At 66.0% G+C, this 20048-nt stretch carries 16 protein-coding genes and 1 pseudogene; 6 read left to right on the top strand and 11 right to left on the bottom strand.

Features of this window, described 5'->3' with window-relative positions:
• The 3 genes and pseudogenes from HGBR_RS21140 to HGBR_RS06060 all read right to left on the bottom strand — a co-directional run.
• Positions 1-248: pseudogene (locus tag HGBR_RS21140) on the bottom strand (ISL3 family transposase); the annotation flags it as partial.
• 178 nt (positions 249-426) lie between these two features.
• The gene (locus HGBR_RS06055) at positions 427-3408 is read right to left on the bottom strand and encodes a DUF3427 domain-containing protein (RefSeq protein ID WP_019158439.1); all 2982 of its coding nucleotides are present in this window, start codon (positions 3406-3408) and stop codon (positions 427-429) included.
• On the bottom strand, positions 3405-3821 hold the full coding sequence (locus HGBR_RS06060) for a (deoxy)nucleoside triphosphate pyrophosphohydrolase (RefSeq protein ID WP_019158440.1): 417 nt from the start codon (positions 3819-3821) through the stop codon (positions 3405-3407). Before HGBR_RS06060 ends, HGBR_RS06055 begins: the two co-directional genes overlap by 4 nt.
• Before the next feature lie 313 nt (positions 3822-4134).
• On the opposite strand from HGBR_RS06060, the gene HGBR_RS06065 reads away from it, so the two are divergent.
• On the top strand, positions 4135-5622 hold the full coding sequence (locus HGBR_RS06065; protein WP_019158441.1) for a carboxylesterase/lipase family protein: 1488 nt from the start codon (positions 4135-4137) through the stop codon (positions 5620-5622).
• A gap of 22 nt (positions 5623-5644) precedes the next feature.
• On the opposite strand, the gene HGBR_RS16670 is transcribed toward HGBR_RS06065, so the two are convergent.
• Entirely contained in the window at positions 5645-5923 is a 279-nt protein-coding gene (locus HGBR_RS16670) for a helix-turn-helix domain-containing protein (RefSeq protein WP_019158442.1), read from the bottom strand.
• Between the two features lie 212 nt (positions 5924-6135).
• On the opposite strand from HGBR_RS16670, the gene HGBR_RS06075 reads away from it, so the two are divergent.
• Both HGBR_RS06075 and HGBR_RS18720 read left to right on the top strand, forming a co-directional pair.
• Complete coding sequence (locus tag HGBR_RS06075; RefSeq protein WP_019158443.1) at positions 6136-6510, top strand: hypothetical protein; 375 nt, start codon at positions 6136-6138, stop codon at positions 6508-6510.
• A 145-nt stretch (positions 6511-6655) separates the two neighbouring features.
• Positions 6656-9442, top strand: a complete 2787-nt coding sequence (locus tag HGBR_RS18720) for an AAA family ATPase (protein WP_051013338.1) — start codon at positions 6656-6658, stop codon at positions 9440-9442.
• A gap of 60 nt (positions 9443-9502) precedes the next feature.
• On the opposite strand, the gene HGBR_RS06085 is transcribed toward HGBR_RS18720, so the two are convergent.
• Positions 9503-10006 carry a hypothetical protein gene (locus HGBR_RS06085; RefSeq protein WP_019158444.1) on the bottom strand — a complete coding sequence of 168 codons (504 nt, stop codon included), beginning with the start codon at positions 10004-10006 and terminating at the stop codon, positions 9503-9505.
• Positions 10007-10194: 188 nt separating this feature from the next.
• On the opposite strand from HGBR_RS06085, the gene HGBR_RS06090 reads away from it, so the two are divergent.
• On the top strand, positions 10195-10617 hold the full coding sequence (locus HGBR_RS06090) for an organic hydroperoxide resistance protein (RefSeq protein ID WP_019158445.1): 423 nt from the start codon (positions 10195-10197) through the stop codon (positions 10615-10617).
• Positions 10618-10731: 114 nt separating this feature from the next.
• Here HGBR_RS06090 and HGBR_RS06095 read toward each other — a convergent pair whose 3' ends face one another.
• Positions 10732-12174 carry a hypothetical protein gene (locus HGBR_RS06095; RefSeq protein ID WP_245533277.1) on the bottom strand — a complete coding sequence of 481 codons (1443 nt, stop codon included), beginning with the start codon at positions 12172-12174 and terminating at the stop codon, positions 10732-10734.
• Between the two features lie 139 nt (positions 12175-12313).
• On the opposite strand from HGBR_RS06095, the gene HGBR_RS16680 reads away from it, so the two are divergent.
• Together HGBR_RS16680 and HGBR_RS06105 are read left to right on the top strand one after the other, a co-directional pair.
• Positions 12314-12628, top strand: a complete 315-nt coding sequence (locus HGBR_RS16680; RefSeq protein ID WP_083882762.1) for a helix-turn-helix domain-containing protein — start codon at positions 12314-12316, stop codon at positions 12626-12628.
• Between the two features lie 81 nt (positions 12629-12709).
• On the top strand, positions 12710-15283 hold the full coding sequence (locus HGBR_RS06105) for an excinuclease ABC subunit UvrA (protein WP_083882763.1): 2574 nt from the start codon (positions 12710-12712) through the stop codon (positions 15281-15283).
• A 36-nt stretch (positions 15284-15319) separates the two neighbouring features.
• On the opposite strand, the gene HGBR_RS06110 is transcribed toward HGBR_RS06105, so the two are convergent.
• From HGBR_RS06110 to HGBR_RS06130, 5 genes are all read right to left on the bottom strand, one after another.
• Entirely contained in the window at positions 15320-15736 is a 417-nt protein-coding gene (locus tag HGBR_RS06110) for a nuclear transport factor 2 family protein (protein ID WP_218915948.1), read from the bottom strand.
• Positions 15733-17124, bottom strand: a complete 1392-nt coding sequence (locus HGBR_RS06115) for an amidase (RefSeq protein WP_019158450.1) — start codon at positions 17122-17124, stop codon at positions 15733-15735. The genes HGBR_RS06110 and HGBR_RS06115 overlap by 4 nt, the downstream gene beginning before the upstream one ends.
• Entirely contained in the window at positions 17121-17273 is a 153-nt protein-coding gene (locus tag HGBR_RS19835; RefSeq protein ID WP_019158451.1) for a hypothetical protein, read from the bottom strand. Before HGBR_RS19835 ends, HGBR_RS06115 begins: the two co-directional genes overlap by 4 nt.
• Positions 17273-18667, bottom strand: a complete 1395-nt coding sequence (locus tag HGBR_RS06125) for an APC family permease (RefSeq protein ID WP_019158452.1) — start codon at positions 18665-18667, stop codon at positions 17273-17275. The genes HGBR_RS19835 and HGBR_RS06125 overlap by 1 nt, the downstream gene beginning before the upstream one ends.
• Before the next feature lie 210 nt (positions 18668-18877).
• Complete coding sequence (locus tag HGBR_RS06130; protein ID WP_019158453.1) at positions 18878-19999, bottom strand: LLM class flavin-dependent oxidoreductase; 1122 nt, start codon at positions 19997-19999, stop codon at positions 18878-18880.
• Positions 20000-20048 lie beyond the last annotated feature (49 nt).

A 20048-nucleotide genomic window follows, 5' to 3' on the forward strand; every position in this document is an offset into this window, starting at 1 on the left:
TCCACGTCCAGCAGACGTGCTCGACCAGTCCCGTCGATGAGTGGAGTCAGGTCCACGAAGATCGTCGCGAAGGAATCGTCTCCTTGTCCGCGCACGTGCTTCCAGCAGTGCTCATCGATGCCCAGGACACGGACTCCTGCCAGATACATGGGGTCCGCGTACACCAGAGACTTCGCAGCAGTGGTCGCCAGCTGGTTGACGAGATCCCACCCCAACCCGAGTGCCCGACTGATCGCTGAGATGCTCATCTGATCGCGGAAGAGCCGTCAATCGAGTGGCGAGGTAGCGCGTGAGGATGCGCAAGTCGCCCGTCACCTTCGTGGTGACGGGCGACTTGATGTGCGACGAGCAGTTCAGCTGGGGGAGGAGCACCGGCCCGTTCGGTCCTTCGGGGCATGCCCAAGGGGGCGAGGGTGCACTATCGCGTCATGACGTCTTCTCGTCTCCGAGCTGTATGGTCTCGAGTTCATTGCTGGTCTGGTTCGCGGGATAAAAGTCTGTAGCCGGGGCGTCCTGCACGACAGGTCCTGTCGTGAGGTAGTCATACATGGCAGGGTCTATTGCCGACTCGAGGTTGAGATCCATAGTGACGACATTAAGGCTCTGCCCGTTGTCGCCTGGCATTTCAGTCTGAACGGGGTCAGACGAGGCTGCGACACCGAGGTAGTAGAAGTCGGTTCCTTCGGCGTCGTCTTTCTTGGCAAATAGGTACAGCGGGATGCTGTTGCTCGTGATCGCTTGTACTTCCTTGCTCTGCAGCGTGCGCTTACTACGCGTGAACCAGCGAAGGGTTGTCTCGTTGGTGAACTTGTCCTCGTAGGACGTACTCGCTGAAACGTCTTCGTCCTTGTGATACGTCACAAAGATCGGGCATGTTTTGGAGAATTCGTCGACCTTGTAGCCGTACATGGTGCCCTTTTGGTCGCTCTTCCAGTTGAGGAGGCGACATACGTCCTTGCGGGAGTACTTTTGCCCCACCTCAAGGGGGGTGTCCCACTGGTAGCGATGGCGTGAGACGTATAGGCCCGTCTCAATGACATCGTGTACATGGTCAGCGAGCTCGGGCGACGAGGAGAGTTGTTTCAAGTACTCGTCAGTTAGGGCGATGGTCGTGCTGTCCCAACTCACGATTGGTTGGCCGTACTTCTTCTGATCTCCCTCCGTGAAGAAGGAAAGATTGAAGATCCGGCGTAGGGAGTCGAGCGTGTCGGGATCTGAGCGGACGGAGGCGCGCTCGAGGAGGCGCCTGAACGAGTCGACCGTCAGCGGTGACCGAGTACGGAGAAGCTCCTGCAAGAGAAGAAGCTCATGTGCGCGCTTGCCGTTCAAGAACTCGAGGGTAACGAAGTTGAGAATCTCGCTTTGGCGGGCAGTCGGAGAGCCGTCGACCGCACGAAACGTTTTGAGTAGCTTCCAGTAGTTGTCGCGCGTACTGGCTACAACGACGGGATCTGCAACATCGAACCGCGCGTAGTCGATCAGTTTGGGTGCTCGTCCCAGCCTTGCGTGTAGGTCAGTGAAGGACTTCTTGAGATTCTTGATGCTGTCGAGCTTGGTGGACGCGATCGACTCGAAAATGCGTTCCTTGGATATCGCATCGAAGCTGATACTGGAGAGTCCGGAGACTGCGCCAACTTCTTGAGCTTCAATCATGTGCTTGCGAAGTGAATCTTTGTTGAGACTGCTGTCACCGAAGAGCGCGATAGGCACGAGGAAGTTGTTTTCGTAGTTGCCAATGAAGTCGATGACGATCAGGTGGCTCTTGCCGGCCGCTTTCCTCAGTCCGCGCCCCAGCTGCTGTGTGAAGACGATGCTCGATTGCGTCTGTCGCAGCATGACCACTTGGTTGACTGTTCGAATGTCTATTCCCTCGTTGAAGACGTCAACGGTGATGATGTAGTCAAGCTCCCCGGCCTCAAGCTGCTGGACGACGTTCTCTCGAACGGGGACGGGGTCATCTCCCGTGAGTGCCCGTGTCCGAAGCGTCTTCCCGTGGACTGTTCGCTGATTGAGCAGCTCTGACAGTTCGCGAGCTTCGTCTTTTCGGCTGCAGAACATGAGCCCACGCACGGATTGACCGGCGTGGCCATACCTCTCGATGGCCTCCACGAGGTGTGTGACTCTCTGAGGCGCGACGAGGGCACTGAAGCTACTGAAGTCGCTGATGGCCTCTCCGTCGACCTCGAAGTCGGTGACTCCGTAGTAGTGGAACGGAGCGAGCATGTCTTCTTCGAGTGCCTTCTGCAGGCGGATCTCATACGGCACGTTGTAGTCGAACAGGCTGTAGACGTTGAACCCATCGGTGCGCTCTGGCGTCGCAGTGATGCCCAGAGTGAAGTCTGGCGTGAAGTGCTCCAGGATGTTCTGGTGCAGTGTGGCGCCGGCGCGGTGGACTTCGTCGATCAACACGTAGTCGAAGTGGTCGGTAGGAATGGCCTCGAGCGTCGCTCTCGTTCCTAGCGATTGCACCGTCGCGAACACATATCGGCGATCGATTTCTCGTCGGGAACCCACGAACTTGCCGATCTTGTCTGGCGAGAGGTTTAGAACCCTCGTGAACTCGGCGATCGCGCGATCAAGGATTTGTTCGCGGTGGACAACGAACAGCATGCGCTGCGGGTTCGCCGCTTTGACATCCAGCGCTGCGAGGATCGTTTTACCGGTGCCGGTGGCAGATACAACGAGTGCCCGGTTCTCTCCTGCGTCTCGGACCTTCGCGATCTCTTCCAACGCTTCGGCTTGCATCGCGTTGGGCGTGATGGGCGTGCGATCATCACGCAACTGCACGGCGATGGTCTCTACCGCGGCTGGTGACTGCGGTGGGACATAGCGAGCTTCATACGTCTGAATCCAGTCAGCGGTCAGTGGCGTGGAGGATGCGAGCTGTGCATCGACTGCTGTTGCGAGCTGCTCGACAATGTCGCCACCAGGGAGGGCCGAGAACCGGAGGTTCCACTCGTGGTTTCGGCGGAGAGCGCGCGACGTGAAGTTCGAGCTGCCGACAATCGCTGTTGTCCCGTAGTCCTGCTGAAAAATGAAACCCTTTGGGTGGAACCCGCGTCGGTCATCTTCGTAGACGAACACCTCGATGCCGATGTCGCGAAGGTTGAGCAACTCGCGGAATGTCTCTGGAGAGTTGAAACCCAAGTAGGTCGAAGTGATGATCCTCCCCGTGCCCTCAAAGTCGATGAACGGCTGCTTGAGTGAGGCGATAGCGTCTGAGCTGACGAACGCTACGGAAAAGACGAAGCCAGTCGACCGGCGAAGCTCTTCGAGGATTGCCTTGTGCATGGTGTTGCTCTCGAAGTTCGAGATCAGCACAGGGTTGAAGAGTTTGTCGCAGTTTCGTGTCCGGTCGAGGAAGCCGAAAGCGGTGTCGTTTCGGATGTCTGACGGGATAGAGGTCACGGCTCGGTGTCCCCAGCGGGCGCAAGATCACGCATCACTCGATGGACCGCGGGTACATCGGCTGGGGCCCACTCCACCGTGTCCAGCTCTGAGGCATCAATCCAGCGGATCTCAGAGTGCTCGGTCAAGCGAGGAGCGCCGTCGATAAGTCGCGAGTAGAAGGTCGTGAGCGTGACGAACCCGAAGTCGTACTCGTGGCGAGTGGAAGCGACCTCGTCGCCGATCTCTACAGTGCACTGCAGTTCTTCCTGCATCTCCCGAACGAGAGCGTCTCGAGGGGTCTCACCCTGCTCGATCTTCCCCCCTGGGAACTCCCACATTCCCGGTAGAGACATTGATTGGCTGCGCTGCGCAGAGAGGACCTTGCCGTTATCTACGACAACGGCGCCGACGACGTTGATTTCCTTCTTCATGCGAAGAGCTCCTGCCTAGACCGGTACGACCTCTTGCGAGCATATCGAGTGCTGGGGACACATATGGTGACGTCTCAGTGCTACGCGATTTCGCGCCCGTGAGGCGCGAGATCGCCGCCGCGTGCTGCGGTCATCCGGTCTGCTTACCTCCCGGCGACTGTGCCTCGGTCATGTGCGCTGCAGTGTGTGGACGGAGTCGGTAGTCGTTGGCTCTCCATTCGACCCGGAGTTCTGTAGCGTCAGAGTTGGAGCGGCTGCCGTGTACTCGCGGCACGTTCAATCGCCAACGTATGCACTGGTCGAAGGAGATCTCATGAACGAAACCCTGACAACGAACTACGGATCGCTCCGAGGTTCGAAGGCCGACGGGGTGACGACCTTCCGGGGCGTTCCATACGCCGCTCCGCTGTCGGCGGCCAACCGGTTCCTCCCAGCTCAGCTGCCTCAGCCGTGGCAGGGTGAGCGAGACGCGACCGCGTACGGGGCCACCGTCACGCAGAATCCCTACCGAGCTCCGCTCGACGCCATCTTTGGAGACGCTCGTATCGCCGGCGACGAACAGCTCAACCTCAACGTGTGGACGCCGGACGTTGCCGGCAGCGCGCCGGTGCTCGTGTGGATCCACGGCGGCGCGTTCGTACGGGGCTCGGGATCCATCCCGACCTACGACGGCACCTCGTTCGCTCGCAACGGCGTCGTCTGCGTGACCATCAACTATCGCGTGGGTGCGCTCGGCTTCCTGGACGTGGGAGACGAGACCGCCAACATCGGTATCCGCGATCAGATCGCAGCTCTTGCGTGGGTGCAGGAGAACATCTCGGCATTCGGCGGTGATCCCTCGCGTGTCACGGTCGCCGGACAGTCTGCGGGTGCCATGAGTATCGGCGCTCTGCTGGGCAGCCCGCTGGCCACAGGGCTGTTCGAGGCCGCGATCCTGGAGAGCGGCGCCGCCCATCACGCGCTGTCGCGAACCACTGCGCGTGCCGTGTCGACGACTCTGGCTGACATTGTGGGAGTGGAGCTGGACCGCGAGGCATTCAGTGCTGTCGCCGTCGACGACCTGCTCGCGGCCGAGGAAGCCCTCGACGCACGACTCCGATCAACTTCGGACCCGGCGTCTGTCCGCGAGGTGCTGCTGAACGGCATGCCGTTCAGTCCGTCGATCGATGGGAGCGTGCTGCCGCAGGCGCCACTCGACGCAATTCGGCAGGGGAGTGCCTCATCGGTGCGACTCCTCGTGGGGACGACGACGGAGGAGAACCGACTGTTCCTGGCTCCCGGTGGTGCGATCGACCGCATCGAGGACGGCGTGCTCGACCGTGTCGCGCAGTCGTACGGGCTCCCCGCCGATGCGAGCGTCCGCGATCTCTATCAGGACGAGCAGGATCCGACCCCGGGAGCAACGCTGTCCGCGCTCCAGACCGACTGGATGTTCCGCATACCCGCCATCCGGCTGGCCGAGGCGCAGCATGAGGCAGGCGGCCCGCCCACGCACATGTATGAGTTCGCGTGGAAGTCCCGCGCGATCGACGGCGCGCTGGGTGCCGCGCACTCCGTCGACATCCCGTTCTTCTTCAACACGCTGGGTACCCCGGGCGCCGAGCGACTGACCGGTCCGGACGCGCCGCAGGATCTCGCGGACACGATGCACGGAGCGTGGGTCTCCTTCATCCACGGCGAGGCTCCGGGGTGGGAGGCGTACACGCCCGATCAGCGCTCGGTGCAGCGCTTCGACACGGCTACCGAGACGGTCATCGACCCGCGGCGCGAGGCTCGCCTCGCCTGGGACGGTACGCGCTGAACCGCGGCCCGGATGGGCCTTCTCAGCGTCTGGCGTCGCCTCGGGGCGACTGCCGAGGCCGACCGTCGGTGCGCAGGAGCTCTGCCGGCGGTACTCCCAGGCCCTCCGCCAGGCGCACGATCACGTCCAGCGTGGGATTCCGACGGCCGCGCTCGATCCCACCGATGTAGGTCCGATCCATCCCGATGTCGTCCGCGAAGCGCTCCTGCGAGCGGGGCTTCTTTCCGGTCGCGCGCCGCGGATGCATCCTCAGCTCGCGCACTCGCAGGCCGAAGCGGATGCGATGCTCACTGCTCTCCATGCTCCCGAGCCTCGCAGGATGATGACTATGAGTCAACGGATTATGAGCACCTGATAGGGTTGGGGCGAGTTCGATACATCAGCACTGGATGAACTCGACTCGGGGCGCACCGCAGCGCCCGCTCGATTCACCAGTTACCGTCGTTGATCAGCGACGATGCACCTTGTCACGATGGCCCGGAACGACAGCTTCCGAGCAGACGAGGTCCACCGATGAACTCCACAGCACACTCCCTGCGCCACATGAAGGCGTTCCGCACCGTCGCAGTCGTGCTCACCGCACTCGCACTGGCGCTGGGCCTCACCGCCTGCGGCGGAAGCCCCCGTGTCGAGGGGACGTACACCGGCAGCGCGGGCACCACGATGCTGGTCCTCAAGGACGACGGATCAGCCCTGTACTCCCAACAGAAGCGCACGGGCCTGGAGACGGGGGCCGGGACGTGGTCGGTCGATGACGATGTTCTCAGCGTCTCTGTCGATTCGCTCTCCTACGAGATCTTCGCGAACACCGATCGATTCGACGGGACTCTGCTCTTCGAATCGGACGACAGCTCGTGGAATGCCGAGATCTACACGCTGCAGGAGTGACGCGGCATCTCGTCCGGGCGACACACGCACGCCCTCCGACGGCATGACACGCACCCCCACGTTCGCAGGGCGTTCCATAGGATGACCGCGGACTCCCGCTCCGTGGTCCGCACTTCGCGACGACATCCCCTACGAGGAGACTCACATGGCAGACCGGACACCACCCGCAGCATCTCTGACGGACAGGGACATCGAGGTCATGACTTCGGGGCTTCCCTATCTGGGCGGGTGGGACACGAGCGCACCTTGGGTTGTCGGTGCGGACGAGCTCGCCGGGATCCGCAGTCGGATCGTGGCGCTGGCCACTCACGAGTATGCCCACTGTGTGGATGCGGACAGCGTTCTGCCGGGCTACGTCGACACCGTGCCCCCGCTGGTCCGTCTCACGGTCTTCATCCTCGAATCCCTTCACGGTCCGGTGCTCATCCGCGATCACAGTGCGCAGAACGATCTGCTTGCGGACTTCAAAGCGGAAGGAGCCTCCTCCCGCGGACTCCTGTACTGCCTCGTGTGGCCATCGGGGTTCAGCTGGTTGGTGTTCGCTTGGCAGCTGCTGCGGGAGAACTACGACATCACGACGACAGCCCGGATCCTGGGTGATGTTCTGGAGGTCGTCGCGGAGATCCCGCCGCTGTCTGCTGCCGCAGCAGATGCCGTCCGTGTTGTCCGGTCGGTGACCGACACCATCCCGGCAGGACGTCTGGAGACGGCAGCCGATGATCAGTTGGCGGAGATGTTCGCAGACGCTCTGGGCGAAGCCGGCGCGCAGACCCTCCCGTGGCTGAGCGGGCCGGATTCCGCCCTGGAGACGTTGGCGCGGCAGCTGGCTTCATCCGCCGGACGGCTCAGCGCCATCGACTGCGCTGTGCCCTCCTTCGACGACTTGCTGGTTGCAGAACTTGTGCAGGCCGGTACGTCTGTGCCCGCGGTCCTGCGGACAGCGCTGGGCGGGCAGACCTTCATGCTGGTGCGGGAGCGGGTCGCCGCAGGAGAGGCCTCGGATGTGGAAGCTCACACGATCTCGAACGCACTTGCCCGTGCCGTCCGCGCGGGTGAAGCGGGTGCGGCACATCAGTGGGCGGTGTCCGCTTTCCGACTCCTAGCGGTCTGCCAGGACACTCCCCCTGCCCTCATCGACCTCGAGGGCTTCGCGAACGACTTGACCGACATCTGTCATATGCAGCGGAGAGAGAGCGCTGGACAGGAGGAGACGGGACCGGGAGAACGGCCTAGGGCGCGGGAAACGGGGGTGGCCGACGACCCCTCGGCCGGAGCCGTCCCAGAAGGCGCGCCCGCGGACGATCCGTGGGCACGGCTCGATCGCATGGTCGGGCTGAGCGGCGTGAAGTCCACGGTGCGGCGGGCGCTGCGCGGCGCGGAGCTCGCCCAGCGGCGGCGGGACGCGGGCATCACCCTCAAGCCGCCGGCCCGGCATCTGCTGTTCCTGGGCAACCCGGGCACGGGCAAGACGGAGGTCGCCCGCCTCATCGGCGAGATCTACCGCGAGCGCGGGGTCCTGCGGACCGGAAAGCTCACGGAGGTGTCCCGTGCCGACCTCGTGGGTGAGGGCATCGGCGAGACTGCGCCCAAGGTCCGCAAGCAGTTCGCCAAGGCCATGGGCGGGGTGCTGTTCATCGACGAGGCCTACACGCTCAACGTCGATGGCCGCAGCGACTACGGCAAGGAGGCGGTCGACGAGCTCATGACGCTCATGGAGACCCACCGTGACGACGTCCTCGTCATCGCCGCGGGATACCGCGAGCAGATGCAGTCGCTCCTGCGCGCGAACCCGGGACTGGAATCGCGCTTCGGCAACCGGGTCTCCTTCGATGACTTCTCCGATGACGAGCTCGTCCAGATCTTCCACGGGATGGTGCGCGACGCCCGCTTCGACCTGGCGGACGGCGTGGAGAAGGAGGTGCGATCGCATCTGCCGCGGAAGCGGACGCCCCGCTACGGCAACGCCCGCGAGATGCGCCGGCTCTTCGAGGCGACGGTCGAGCGCCAGGGCATGCGCTTGAGCGGTCGCCTGGACGACCTCACTGATGAGGAGGTGCGCACTCTGACGGTCGCGGACATCCGCGAGGACCGCCACGACGACGAGCAGCGCCGTCGCATCTTCCGGACTGCGGAGCAGGACCTCAGCCGCCTGGTCGGGCTCGATCCCATCAAGCGCGAGGTCGCGGGGCTCGTGAACGAGGTGCAGATGGAGGATCTGCTGCGCGAGGCCGGCGTCCGCACCAATGACGACGCTCGGCACATGCTGTTCCTGGGGAACCCCGGCACGGGCAAGACTGAGGTCGCACGGATTCTCGCCCGGATCTACCACGGGCTGGGTCTCCTGTCCCAGGGCCACCTGGTCGAGGTCCACCGCTCCGACCTGGTCGCGGGCTACATCGGGCAGACGGCGCTTAAGACGGAGGCCAAGCTCGAATCAGCGATCGGGGGAGTCCTCTTCATCGACGAGGCGTACAGTCTGGCCACCGGCTATGAGAACGACTTCGGCCAGGAGGCGATCTCGAAGCTCATCACCTTCATGGAGGACTACCGGGACGACCTGGTCGTCATCGCCGCGGGGTACGGGGAGGAGATGGACGACTTCCTCGCCTCCAACAGCGGCCTGGCCTCCCGCTTCCCCATCCGCTTCGACTTCCCCGACTACTCGGACGACGAGCTGATTGACGTCCTCATCCGCTTCGCCCAGGCGGACGGACGCACCGTGGGACCCGAGGCCCTGGCGGAGGCCCGCCGTCTGCTGGCGGAGAAGCGCGACAGGCCGGGCTTCGGCAATGCTCGTGACGTACGGAGCCTGTTCTCCGCCGCGAAGAGGCACCAGATCAGCCGATTGGCCGACGAGCGCTCGCTGCACGAGGTGCAGCCGGAGCGCGTGCGGACGCTGCTGCCGGTCGATTTCGCGCAGTCGATGATCTGACGAGAGTACGCGGGCGGGGGCCGGCGTGACGCAGGTGCGGAGGTCGGCGCGGAGCTGGTCTCACCGGCCCTCCGCACGCCGGTACGCGGTCCAGGCGGCCTCCAGCTCGCGGACGCGTGTGGCATACAGCCCCACCGCGTAGTGGTCGAGGCCCGGGTCCACCGGATCCACCCGGTCGGACTGCGCCGCGTCCAGGGCGTCGAGCAGCCGCTTCTGCACGGCAGGGTCGCCGCCCCCGGGCACCTCTGCGTTCGTCGCACCCACGGGTGACGCTGTCATCTGCTCGTCCTGCAGGTGGGTGACCCAGTCCTCCAGGACCTGGTCGTGGGAGCGAGCTGCGGCCTCGGCGGTGGTCTGTAGCCTCACCAGCGTGAGCTGCCGCTTCTCCTCGAGGTCCTCCGCACGGGAGCGGGCGAGGTCGTCCTCCAGCTCGTCCAGGATCGGGACCTCGCCCGCGAGTTCGCGCCGCATCCGCGCGATGATCGTCAGCGGCAGCATGATGACCATCGCGACGGCCAGCACGGCGTAGACGATGAGCATCGCGCCGACGATCGCCCCGAACATGTGAGCCTCCCGGTCCGTCCCGTCCTTCGAGCATACGGCGGTCCGGCACAGGATGGCAGGGGTTCGCGGACCTCAGAGGTGACTGAGACCCCTGGACAGTCAGCGGTGAGTGAGGAAGGGTCGAGGGTGAGTGGCCCGGTACTCGGGCCACGAGGACGACTCCCTTGAGTCACGAGGAGGAGCACACGATGAACACTCCGGAATCCATCGCCTACACGGCACGCGCAGAGGTCACCGGCGGTCGTGACGGCCGCGGCGCCACCGACGACGGGAAGCTCGAGGTCGCACTCCAGACCCCCAAGGAGATGGGCGGATCCGGTGAGGGCACCAACCCGGAGCAGCTCTTCGCCGTGGGCTACGGCGCCTGCTTCCAGGGCGCTTTGGGCCTGGCCGGCAAGGAGCTGGGCGTCGACACCTCGAAGTCCGTCGTCACCGCGGAGGTGGGGATCGGCAAGGAGGGCGAGAGCTTCGGCCTGAGCGTCAAGCTCTCCGTGAACATCCCCGGCATCGACAAGGACCAGGCGCAGAAGGTCGTCGACCGCACGCACGAACTGTGCCCGTACTCGAAGGCCACCCGCGGGAACATCCCGGTCGAGGTCGTCGCGGTCTGACGCACCGCTGACGTCGCCTGACGAAGGCGGCGCGGCAACGGCCCGGCTGGGAGCGATAGTCGCTCCCAGCCGGGCCGTTGTGCTGACCGGTGCGGTCAGGTCGTGCTGCTCACTTCAGTGGTCATGCCCCTCATGACCGTTGTCCTCGCCGTGCTCGGCCGCTCCCTCGGCGACCGCGCCGCTCGCCACGGCGACCTCGTTCGGAACCTGCGGCAGCTCGTACGAGGTGACCACGGCCTCGGCGCCGTCCTCCGTCTTCGTGAGGTCGACGATGCTGATCCGCTGCGCCTCGGGGTCCGACACGAAGGCGAGGTCATCGCTGACGGTGAGGCTGGGCATGGGCTGCTGCCAGTCGGCGGGCTCGTCCCAGGCCTCGGTGACCGGGACCTCGGCGGTGATGTCGCCCGAGTCCGGATCGATGACCCGCAGCGTCCCGTCGTCGCCCAGGACCATCGCCTCGCCGTCGGGGCCGCGGCCCAGTGAGCGGAACGCGTAGCTGGCCGGCAGGTCCACGACCTGGATCTCGCCCGAGGCCGTGTCCGTCAGACTCACCTGCGTGGGGTTCTCCTGCTCCGCGTCCGGGTCCGTCTTGTAGTCGCCCAGCACGACGGGCGACGCGTCCGAGCCCGCCTGATTCCCGATCCGCGCGTAGTCGACGTCCGCGGCGATGTGCTCGATCGAGTCGCCATCGACGATGACGATGCCGTTCTCGCAGCCCAGGGTGATGACCCCGTCGGCGGCGACGGCCTCCCCGTGGACGCCGGGGCAGTCGTCCGTGCGGGCGATCTCCTCGCCGTCCGCGTCCTGGATGAGGACGGTGCTGCGGGAGTCCTCGGTGCCCTCCGTCAGGACGACGCTGCCGTCCTCGCGGGGGACCGCGACCCCGTGGTGGGCGTCCGGCAGGGTGAGGTCGTCCGTGCTGATCGCAGCCGTCGCGTCCAGGGTCGTGGGGTCGAAGGACTTCACGATCCCGTCACCGTCGAAGAACGCCGCCGCGGTCCCGTCGTGGACGACGAGGTGGCCGGGGTGGCTGCCCTCGATCCGCTGGTCGCTCAGCACCGGATCCGTCGTGTACGAGTGGTTGTGGTCGCCGTGCGGCTCCGACCACGTGCCCGCGTCCAGCAGCCGGAACGAGTCGCCCTCCGTGAGGAACAGGTGCCGGTTGTCACCGCCCTGGTTGAGCCGCGTGAAGCCCTCCGTGGGGAGGTCGGCCAGCTGCTCGCCCGTGAGCGCGTCGAGGACCAGCACCCCGCCGTCGTACGTGACGGCCACGCGCGGGTTGGCGCCGGCGGCCTCGTGGGTCTCGCGGTCGGACGGGTCGACGGCCGCTGTGGTCGCCTCATCCGCTCCCGAGGCCCCGGTCGCCTCCCCAGCCCCCTGCCCGCACCCTGACAGGAGGGCCGCGGCGGCGACGGCAGCCAGTGGGGCGTAGGCGGCGCGGCGGGCGCGCGAGGTGCTAGGTGCGGGTGTGGTGGGGGTGCCGTGCGCGCGGGAGGCGAGTGCGGCGTGGGCGGGGGTGTCAGGGGTGTGCGGCATAGGTGCCTGCGTGGATGTCATGGGTCACATGGAACTGTGCGGCAGCGCGAATTGTCATAGGTGGATATATCGATGCGTGCATGGGTGGCGGGAGGTCGCGGGATGGGAACGTGTCCGTAAGGCGTGCGGTCGTGTCCGTCCCTGGTCGTAGTGTGGCCGCATGAGCGGATCGGATGGGCAGTCGGACGAATCTGTGGGCGACGTTGGTGGCGGTATGGACGCTGGTGCCCACACCGGAGAACTGCCCGAACAGCTGACAAGCGCAGCAGCTGCGGACGTGCTGGGCATCTCAGGTCCGACGCTCGCGAAGTGGGTGAGTGAGAGACGGATCGATGCATCGAAGAAGGGAACTCACGCCCGCTTCAAGAGGGAAGACGTGCTCGAGCTTCGCCGCCGGAACGCCGAAGCTCGTCGGGCCGCGTTCGAGGAACTGCGCGCACTCGACAATGACAACGAGGAGTTCCTCGCCGACTGATCGGCTGGCATCCGGGGTAGCCCTGAGGTGGCTCGCCCATGTGGTGAGGTCTGTGTCAGGGCCCAGTCGTAGGCTGGCCGCATGAGCGGATCGGACGGGCAGTCGGGTGGATCTGTGAGCGATGTTGGCAGCAATGGTGCGGGCGGCGCGCGGGTCATCGAGGTGCGGGGTGCTCGGGTCCACAATCTGCGCGACATCGACGTCGATGTGCCGCTGGACCGGCTCGTCGCGATCGCCGGCGTCTCCGGATCCGGCAAGTCCTCCCTGGCGATGGGTGTGCTCTACGCAGAGGGATCGCGCCGCTACATCGAGGCTCTGTCGACCTACACCCGGCGGCGGATGAGTCAGGCTGCACGAGCGGACGTCGACCGCGTCCGTCACGTGCCCGCCGCGCTCGCCCTGCGTCAGCGCCCCGGCGTCCCCGGCGTGCGCTCGACCTTCGGCACATCGACGGAGCTGCTCAACGTCGTCCGCCTCATGTTCTCCCGGCTGGCCTCCCACGTGTGCCCCAACGGGCACCGGCACGAGCCCACCCTGCTGGTCGCGCAGGAGCAGCCGCTCACGTGCCCAGTCTGCGACGTGACCTTCGAGGCTCCCGGTGCGGAAGCGCTCGCCTTCAACTCCGCCGGCGCCTGCCCCACGTGTCAGGGGATCGGGACGGTCCGGGAGGTCGACGATGCCGCGCTCATCCGCGATGAGGGCATGAGCATCGACGACGGCACCGTCATCCCCTGGCAGATGTTCGGGTTCAATGTGCAGCCGCAGATCGCCCGTGAGTTCGGCGTCCGCACCGATGTGCCCTGGCGCGAGCTGACAGATGGGGAGCGGGCGATCGTGCTCGATGGTCCGGAGGAGAAGAAGCACATCAGCGTCACGTCCAAGAAGGGCGTGCACGAACTGGACTTCACCTTCCGCAACGCGCGACTCACGGTGACGGAGGAGCTCAAGCGGGCGACGGATGAGAAGCGCCTGGCCCGGGTCAGCCGGTTCCTCGTCGAGCGGGTGTGTCCTGAGTGCCGCGGGACCAGGCTGTCGCCGGAGGCTGCCGCACCGCGCATCGGCGAGGACGGGCTGGTGGACGTGACCGAGCTGACGCTCGACGGCCTCGTGGAGTGGGTGGACACAGTGCCGGACACGCTGCCGGTGGAGATGCACCCGATGGCGGCGAGCCTCATCGAGGCGCTGCGAGGGATCGCCCGGCGACTGCTGGACCTGGGGCTGGGCTACCTGAGCCTGGACCGCGCCGCGTCCACTCTGTCGACTGGCGAACTGCAGCGGGTCCAGCTGGCGCGGGCGGTTCGGAACGAGACGACTGGGGTGCTCTACGTCCTGGACGAGCCGTCCATCGGCCTGCACCCGTCGAACATCGTGGGACTGCAGGGCGTCATCGCGGACCTCCTGGCCGAGGGCAACTCCGTCGTCATGGTCGACCACGACCCGCTCGTGCTGAAGGAAGCAGACCACCTCATCGAGATCGGTCCCGGCTCCGGCAGCGACGGCGGCACGGTCGTGGCCACCGGCACGGTGGCGGAGCTCGACGCGAACCCTGCCTCGCGGATCGGCGGGCACCTGACGGGACGGTGGCAGGTGCAGGTGCGCACGGCCTCGGGCGAGGAGGGGATGTTCACCCACGGTGAGATCCGCCTGCGGACCGCACCGATCCACACCGTCCACGCGCTGGATGTCGCGATCCCCAAGGAGAGGCTCACCGTCGTGACCGGAGTGTCCGGGTCCGGCAAGAGCACGCTGGTGCTCGACAGCCTGGTGCCCGCGCTGCGCGCCAGCGGCGGTGCGCGACGGGTGAACGGGACCGCGAGCATGCCGGAGCACGTGTCGACCGTGAGCGCAGAGGGGATCGAACGGGTCGAAGTCGTGGACGCGACACCCATCGGGATCAACGTGCGGTCGACGGTGTCCACCTACAGCGGGGTCCAGGACGACCTGCGGAGGGCGTTCGCGCGGTTGGCCTCGGCGAAGGAGGCCGGGCTGGGCGCGGGCGACTTCTCCTTCAACACCGGCAGTCTGCGGTGCCCGCGGTGCGAGGGCACCGGGCAGATCACGCTGGACGTGCAGTTCCTGCCGGACGTCGAGATCCCCTGCACCGACTGCGACGGCAGGCGGTACGCGCCGGAGGCGGATGAGCATCGGAGGGCCTCGGCGGTGGAGGGCGACATCTCGCTGCCGGAACTGCTGGCGCTCACGGTCGCGGATGCGATCCCGCACGTGGCGGACATGCGGAAGGTGTCCGCGCGTCTGCAGTCACTGGCGGACGTGGGACTGGGCTACCTCACCCTGGGCGAGGCGACCCCGGCGCTGTCCGGCGGCGAGGCTCAGCGGCTCAAGCTCGCGACCGAGCTGGGCAAGGCGCAGACTAAATCCCTGTTCGTCTTCGACGAGCCGACCGTGGGCCTGCACCCCGACGACGTGCGCGTCCTCATCCGCGTGCTCCAGCGGTTGCTGGACCAGGGCGCGACCGTCCTGGTCATCGAGCACGACCTCGACATGATCGCGAACGCGGACCACATCATCGACATGGGACCCGGTGGTGGCGCGGACGGCGGCCGGATCGTCGTGACGGGGACGCCAGCCCGCGTGGCGGAGGAGTCGGACAGCGTGACGGGCCAGTACCTGCGGGAGCACGTGCGGCAGGCATGACGTGACCGGGCGGGACCGCAGGCCGACCGCAGCTGTTCAGCTCTTCTGCTTCTCCATCTCCGCACCCATCGCGGTCATGAGCGCTTGGAGGCCCTTGAAGGGGCGCGCCATGACGGTGAAGTCGACGATCCGGCCCTCTTCATCCCACGAGATGATGTCGATGCCGCTCACATCGCGGCCGTCGATCGTCGCGTTGAACATGAGGACCGCCGAGGACTCGTCGAACCACTCGTGGACGTACTCGATCGTGGGGCCCAGCACCTGGAGCGCCGCCCACAGGTAGGCCTCCGTGATCCGGGGTCCTTCCTGCGGCGTGTGCACTGCGGGCGACCGGAAGGTCACTTCCGGGGAGAGCATGCCGCGGAGGGACTCGCGGTCCGGATTCGAGGCGAAGTCGTACCAGGCGGAGACAACGGCGGGGCGGTCTGAACTCTTCATCGAGGGTGCGCTCATGGTGCTGAGCCTACGACCTGTTCGACCACCTCGCCCACGTCGAGCACGAGCCGGTCATTCCCCGCCGCGCCGATGATCTGGAGTCCCACCGGCAGATCACCGATCGTGCCCACCGGCAGGGACAGCGCCGGCAGTCCCAGGAGATTGGCCGGGCCTACGAGGCGCATCATCGCCTCAACGACGTCGACCTGCGTGCCCTCGACCGGCGCGGACTTCTGTCCGAGCTCAGGCACCGGAATGGGGATGGTCGGGCTGATGAGGACGTCGACGCAGTCGAACACGCGGGCGAAGGATTTCCGAAGCACACTGCGCATCTGCTGGGCTTCGAGATAGTCGACGGCAGTGGGGAGAAAACCGCATTCGATGAGGAAACGGACGTCATCTCCATAGATCTCCGGCCGCTCCACGATGTCGCGGCGGTGGACCGTCGTCGTCTCTGCAGTGTCGATGATGGTCAAGGCGTACTCGGCGTCGCCGATGTACGGGATCTCGACGTCGACGAAATCGAAGCGGTCAGCGCGCATCGAGGTCATCGCCGCATCGACGACTGACTGCACGCTCTGATCGATGCCGGAGAAATAGAATTCGTCGTTGATGCCGACGGTGAAGCGCCTGCCATGAGGGGCGCCGTCCGACTGCCCCGGGCCGCTGTCTGCCGTCTCTCCAGTCGCACGCTCCGCAATCGCGTCGAGGAGCAGGCGCACTCCGCTGACGGTTCGGGCCATCGGACCGACATGATCAAGGCTCCACGCTTCCGGGAAGCAGCCTTCTGTGCTCACGAGGCCGTACGTGGGCTTGAGTCCTGTGACCCCACAGCAGGACGCCGGAATCCTGATCGAGCCCGAAGTGTCGGTGCCGAGCGCACCCAGTGCCATGCCCGCCGCGATCGCGGCGGCTCCGCCGCCGCTCGACCCGCCAGCGATCCGCGAGGTGTCGTGCGGATTCCGCACGTCTCCGAAGTGCGGGTTCTCCGAGGTGACGCCGAGAGCGAACTCGTGGAGATTGTTCTTCCCGATGACGACGGCGCCGGCATCGATGAGACGCTGGACGGCCGGCGCGGTGGTGCTGGGCACCCGGTCCGCGTGCGCTGCTGAGCCCAACGTCGTGCGCATGTTTGCGACATCGAGATTGTCCTTGATGCCCACGGGGATGCCGTGGAGCGGGCCGAGGCGTCTGCCGGCCGCCATCTCACTATCCGCCCGGGCCGCCTGGGCGAGTGCCACCTCATCATCACGGGTGATGTACGCGCGCAACTCGTCGTCACGGCGGGCGCAGACGTCCAGAACGGCCCGAGTGAGGTCGAGCGAGGTGAGCTCACCGTTCTCGATCCGGGCGGCCGCCTCGTCGATGGAGAGCGCATGAGGAGCCAGCGGAACCGGAGGTGTCATCGTCTCCCCTGGGGATCGAACGTCAGTGCCATGGGTGTCGTCGTGTCGAACGAGCCAGAATCGGACGCTCCCGGCCCGTCAGCACGCTTGGCCTGCAGGGCGCGCCAGTACTCGTCGAGAGCCGCCTTGTCGTCGTGATTGTCTGCCATCAGGGCTCCTTGTCCGCATCGGCCGGGGTCAGCGTGATGGGTGACCAGTCTGCGTGACCGCTGCGCCGGTAGAAGCGCATGGCCAGGGGGATGAGCGCGCCGATGATGACGTAGACGATGATCGGCAGGATCGCCTCGCCCGGCAGCTCCGAGGCGCCGACGACGATGACGAAGACCGAGATGATGATGCCGATGCTGTAGATGACCTTTCCCGCCGGCAGTGTGAATGGCCGATCCCATTCCGGCCTGCGGTAGCGGAGGATCAGCGCAGACAGGCAGACGAGCAGGTAGACGATTCCCGCCGCGACGACGGAGAGGGTGTACATGTACTGCACCCAGTTCGAGCCGGTGAACACCGCGAAGAAGACGCCGAAGCCCAGCACGACGATGTTGGCGACCCAGGGCTGGCCGAAGCGGTTCGTCCGCTGGAAGATCGGCGGCAGGTGCTGGAGCTGCGAGGCCCCGTAGAGAACGCGGGCTGAAGACACCCAGAACCCCATGAGGGTGGTGAACGCGAAGAGCAGACCGGCGATGATGTCGAGGATCGCGAAGATGCGGAGCATCCCGAGCTCTTCCACCAGCTCGGGGCCCGGCATCGCGAGCTGGGCGATGAGCTGGTGCGGGGCCAGGCCGCCCAGGGCCATGGTCGCGAGGAAGTACATCACCGCAGGGACGAACAGTCCTGCGAGCATCGCGATGACCATCTTCTTCGGCGGGAACTTCGCCTCCTGGATGAGCGTCGGGGGTATCTCCAGCCCGATGTACTTGAGGACGAGGACCGAGGAGGCGATGACGACGCCTTGCCCGCCGTGGGGGAAGAACCCGCCGTTCTGGCCGATGTTCTCGAACTTCCAGTAGCCGCCGAAGAAGTAGTAGGCGGCGACGACGAGCGTGATCGCCGTCATCCCGAGGAAGAAGATGACAGCCAGCCGTCCGGTGATCTCGATGTTGAAGTTCGAGAATACGTACCAGATGAGCATGATGAGGATGGCGAGGAACGCCTGCATCGCCGGGCCGATAGTGAAGAAGTAGCCGAGCACGGTGACGAAGATGAAGGCCACGAGCGGCGGTTCGACAACTTGGACGAGGAAGAACATCCACTGCGTCGCCCAGCTGATGACATTGCCCATGGAGTTCGCCGTCCAGACGCCCACGGAGGACGCGAACGGGAGCATCGCGGACTGCTCGGCGAAGGCGAAGGCGACCGGCAGGAGGAGGACCGCGAGCAGAGGGAAGACGAACGCGGACCCAGCGCCCGTGATCTCGAACCAGTAGGGGGCCTCGGCGAGCCAGCCGCCCAAGACGGATCCGGCAGAGATGCAGACGATGGTGAAGAGGCTGAGCCTCTTCTTCAGCGCTGTGTTCTCTTGTGACCCTGCGGTCTCTTGTGACACGACAGATACCTCGCACTCGTTCGGGGACTGTGCGGGCAGTGCGAGGGAAGGCGTCGGAGGCCCATCCCGAGTTTGCCCGAGCGGAACGTCGACATGCTATCTCTTCGTGAAGTGCATCACAACGATGTGTTTATGGTGCTGTTAGCCTCGGCCAGGGTGCCGCTGCCCGGAGGGACCCCGGCCACCTCCCGAGCGGACCCGACTCCGTCCTCAGGCGATCGCTGACGCCCGAGCTGCCTGGGTCCGCGCCTCGATGCCGGCCCGCAGGTGCGGCAGCAGGTGCACGCCCCAGTCCTGCACGTCGCCCAGCTGGTCGAAGCCGCGCATGAGGAAGTTCTCGACGCCCAGGTCCCAGTACTCCAGCAGGGACGCGGCGACCTGCTCGCCCGTGCCCACGTGACCGCTCGAGTTGCCCTGCGGCCCCATCAGCTTCGTGATGCCGAACCACAGGCGCTCATCGTGCACGTCCCGCTCGTGCGCCAGGCGCTGGAGGCGGTCCGCGGACTCCGCCGTCTTCTCCTCCGTGGCCTTGTGGACGAGGCGCAGTGGGTTGTTCTCCTTCCCCGCCTCGAGGTTGACCCTCGCCTGCGCAAGGAGGCGGTCGGCCTTCTCCCAGGCCTCGTCCTCGGTCGCCGCGACCACGGGACGGGTCGACATGGAGAAGCCGAGGCCGGTGTTCCCGTGCTGCGCCGCAACCGCGCGGATCGCCTGAATCCGGTCCGCGATCTGCGCCCGCGGCTCACCGAACAGCGCATAGACATCCGCGTGCTGCCCGCCTACCTGCACGGCATCCGGGGACAGCCCTCCGAACCACAGGGGGATCCCGCCGGGATGCACCGGCTTCACGGAGCTGTGCGCACCCGTGAGCCGGTAGTACTCACCCTCGTGGTCGAACGGTGCCTCGGCGGAGAGCGCGGTGCGCAGGACCGACATGAACTCACCCGTGCGCGCGTAGCGCTGCGCCTTCGTCGTGTAATCGCCGTCGCGCGCCTGATCCGCGTCCGAGCCTCCGGAGATGTGGTGCACCGCCACACGACCACCACCGCTCAGCTGATCGAGCGTCGCGAGCTTCCGCGCCAGCACCGTGGGAGCGACGAACCCGGGACGATGCGCGATGAGCACCCCCAGCTTCTCCGTCGCCGCGAGCACGGCGGACGCGATCGCGAATCCGTCCGGTGCCGCAGAGGAATACCCGATGAGGACGCGGTCGAACCCGGCCTCCTCGTGCGCGCGGGCGAACTCGCGGATCCACCCCGGATCGACGGCGGGTCCGGTGACGGGGTCGGTCTCCGAACCTCGCTGGGACGAGATCATTCCCAGGATCTCTGCCATGGCTGTCTCCTTCTGTCGTGACGAGTTCTGTCGTGTCGCGCGGGTCAGG

The sequence above is a fragment of the Brevibacterium senegalense genome, assembly GCF_000285835.1.
GTDB lineage: Bacteria > Actinomycetota > Actinomycetes > Actinomycetales > Brevibacteriaceae > Brevibacterium > Brevibacterium senegalense.